This is a genomic window from Ilumatobacter sp. (genome assembly GCF_041688325.1).
In the GTDB taxonomy this organism is placed as follows: domain Bacteria; phylum Actinomycetota; class Acidimicrobiia; order Acidimicrobiales; family Ilumatobacteraceae; genus Ilumatobacter_A.
The window spans coordinates 1-2,526 of sequence record NZ_JBDNIJ010000021.1 but is presented as its reverse complement, the minus strand read 5'-3'; the positions used below and the strand labels follow the sequence as shown (position 1 = coordinate 2,526).

The following is a 2,526-nucleotide window of genomic DNA, read 5'->3' as shown; positions in this document are numbered from 1 at the left end:
GTCGAATGCGGAGATGTCTGGGTACCTGGTGGGCTCCGCCGCCTTCAAAGCGGTTGGGACGGGCGATCCCCGTCCGGCGGGTTCGATTCCCGTCCATCTCCGCCAATGGGTCCACGGATGTCCGCTGGTGTGTTTCGAAAGCCCCACACGCTGGGGTCATGCGAAATTCGATCCACGGACGTTCGTGGCCGTTTGCGGTCCGTTACTCTCACGGTTACTCTCAAAAGGGGTTTGAGAGTAACGCAGGAGGCGATGTCGAGTGCCGAAGACACCTCGGGGGAAACGGATCGTCGATGCTTCGACGGGCACGTTTCAGGTTGTCAACAAGGCGCCGAACGGCGAAGCCGTGCCGTACTTCGACAAATCGCGCGGCGTGTGGGTTGCGCCTTGGCGAAAGCCTGAGGGGAAGATCGGTCGTCCGACGGGCAAGACGCGAGTGCTCGCTGCTGCATCACGTGATCGCCACATGGCGAAGGCTGCCGAGGAGGAACGCTTCGCCGCCCTGGATGAAGGATTCGAGGCTGACTCGACGGTTGCCGACGTCACGGCATGGTGGCTGCAGAACGTCGCTCGTCACCGCGTTCGGGCCACGACGTTCGCTACGTATCGCAAGCAGGCCCGTCTGATCGAGGCTGGCTTGGGCGACACTCCGGCGCGCCAATTGCGGCATGCCCAGGTCGCCGCGTTCATCTCTGACCTGCTCGACGAGGGGTCGGCGTCGCGTGCGCGCAGCGTGCGGACCCTGCTCGTGCAGATCATGGATCAGGCTGTCGGCCTCGGGCTCGCCGCCGAGAACTACGCGCGCCAAGTGAAGGCACCGAAGTTGCCGAAGGTGCAGCGCCGAACGGTGACGCCTGCGGAAACGCAGCAACTGCTCGCGGAGGTCGACGATCGGTTCACCGCGGCCGTCGGGCTCTGCTACGTCCAAGGCTGGAGAATCAGCGAAGCACTCGGGCTTGCATGGGTCGACATCGATCTTGACTCGGGGACCGTACGTCTACGGCGCGGGTCGACCTACACCGACGGCGTCGGCATGGTCCTCGGGCCGACCAAGACGCAGCGCACTGCGGGCATGCAATCGCTCAGCCCGACGGTCATCAGGCTGCTGTCGATGCGCCGTCAGATCCAGGAAGAGGATCGGGCCAAGGTGGGAGGCTGGCCCAACGTCGAGTACGACGGCGAGCACCTCGACCTGGTTTTCACGACCGCCGCCGGCACACCCATGCTGCGCCAGCATGTCGATCGGGCCATTCGGGCGGCAGCTACTCGTGCAGGTCTCGATCCGACAGGGCTCGGCACTCACGCCGGCCGCCGATCCGTCGTGACCAATCTGTTCGCGTCCGGTGCGATGGACCTCGGCGACGTCGCGCTATTCGTCGGGCACAGCGACACCTCGACCACTCGCGGCTATGTGCAGCACGAGGGCGATCGCCCACGCCAGATCAGCGAGCGAGCCTTCGAGCTGCTCGACCCGGACTGGACCGCTGCGCCCGACGAGGGATGACAGTGCCAACGCTCACGATCGCGCACACGATCAGGTCGATCTACCAGCGGTGATCGGGTGACCCGTCGTGCTGGCCGGCCACCGGGACACTTCGTACGGGATCGAAAGTCGGCCCCTCAGCGGACACGCGCTCGTTCTCGGGCATCGTTGATCCCGGCAAGGTAGGCCAACAGCTTTTCCTTCGTGTCGAGGGGCTGCCAATCCAGGGTCATCGGCACGTCGTCGTCCGTGGGTGGCTGCATTTCGCGAACGACCGATTCGAGGTCGACATGTCGTGCACTTTGGCGCTCCATGTGGCCAGTCTGACGTATCGAGTGCCTGCCAGTGAGTCCCGTGGGCAGAGGACAGGCGCCGGCCCGATCGTCAGGATCCCCCGACTTCGTCCGCTCCGCGTCGCGACGTGCCCGAACCTTGAGAGGTCGACAGGCGATCGGTGACGAACTGTTCGAGCTGTGTGATCGAGAATCGCACGCTGCGACCGATGCGAACTGGTGTGAGTTGCTCGCTCCAGATCAGTTGATACAGCGACGATCGGCTGATCGCAAGTGTTCGCGCGGCGTCGGTGACATCGACGAGTAGCGGTCGGGCGAGTTCGTGCTTGGCGTTGATCGGAGGGTGCTTCTGTGTCGTCATGTTGATGTAAAGGCGATGCGACGAACGGCGCGGGACATCGGCACATGTCGGCGCATCGGACAGACGTCGTATGAGGCTGAAAACACGATCGGTGCTCGTGCTGCACGGAAGACGCCACTGAAGTTTTTGACGCTTTCTGTCCCGTTTCGCGAAACCGTCGGCCTTTACCAAGGCAATGGGGTTCTTCTGCTTGTCGAGTTGTCGTTGCTGGGGCCGCCGCCTGCAACCACTGTCGGAGCGTTGGCAAGCCGACCGCTCTGGCGACCGCTGCGGTCTCCGTTCACGCTCCGTCGCGTTCGGCCCCGCTGGCCGGTGCTGGTCGCTGTGGGCGGCGCGGCTGGTGCGGTGGCTCGGGCTCGCCGTGCTGGGCCGCGGGTGGCCGGCAGCTT

The 2,526-nt window shown here is 64.6% G+C and carries 3 protein-coding genes and 1 tRNA gene; 2 read left to right on the top strand and 2 right to left on the bottom strand.

The genetic code is table 11. The features are described 5' to 3' along the window. Positions 1-9: 9 nt before the first annotated feature. Together ACH2EI_RS01645 and ACH2EI_RS01640 are read left to right on the top strand one after the other, a co-directional pair. A tRNA-Sec gene (locus ACH2EI_RS01645) sits at positions 10-105 on the top strand. Positions 106-259: 154 nt separating this feature from the next. After that, positions 260-1,504, top strand: coding sequence for a tyrosine-type recombinase/integrase (locus ACH2EI_RS01640; protein ID WP_395154857.1), 1,245 nt, complete (start codon positions 260-262; stop codon positions 1,502-1,504). 116 nt (positions 1,505-1,620) lie between these two features. On the opposite strand, the gene ACH2EI_RS01635 is transcribed toward ACH2EI_RS01640, so the two are convergent. Both ACH2EI_RS01635 and ACH2EI_RS01630 read right to left on the bottom strand, forming a co-directional pair. Beyond that, positions 1,621-1,797 (bottom strand): hypothetical protein, encoded by a 177-nt coding sequence (locus ACH2EI_RS01635; protein WP_395154856.1) that lies wholly within the window; start codon positions 1,795-1,797, stop codon positions 1,621-1,623. A 70-nt stretch (positions 1,798-1,867) separates the two neighbouring features. After that, entirely contained in the window at positions 1,868-2,137 is a 270-nt protein-coding gene (locus ACH2EI_RS01630) for a helix-turn-helix domain-containing protein (RefSeq protein ID WP_395154855.1), read from the bottom strand. Positions 2,138-2,526 lie beyond the last annotated feature (389 nt).